Annotated in this window: 1 protein-coding gene; it reads right to left on the reverse strand. The window is 18.2% G+C overall.

The genetic code is table 11. The annotated features are described in order from the left end of the window. Nucleotides 1–253 (reverse strand): hypothetical protein (locus tag ACQP6G_RS20870; RefSeq protein ID WP_429767241.1); only part of this gene is annotated, 253 nt, incomplete at both ends.

Consider the following 253-nt stretch of genomic DNA (forward strand, 5'->3'; position numbering starts at 1 on the left):
AATCACCATCATTCTCATTTTCATTATCTTGTTTTTTAATTTTAAAATTACCTTTATTATCTTCTAATTTATCCTTAGAATCTCCTTCTTTTATTTTATTTTTCTTTTCTTTTTTTTCTTTTAATATATTTTCAATCAGATTTTTTACATGTTTCATTTTTGTTATTTTTTTATTTTGATATACATCCTCAAAAAAATTTGGATAAATATCAAGACATGTTTTTATTTTATCAATTCCATCAATTAAATTATG

The sequence above is a fragment of the Isoptericola nanjingensis genome (assembly GCF_050311635.1).
In the GTDB taxonomy this organism is placed as follows: Bacteria; Actinomycetota; Actinomycetes; order Actinomycetales; family Cellulomonadaceae; genus Isoptericola; species Isoptericola nanjingensis.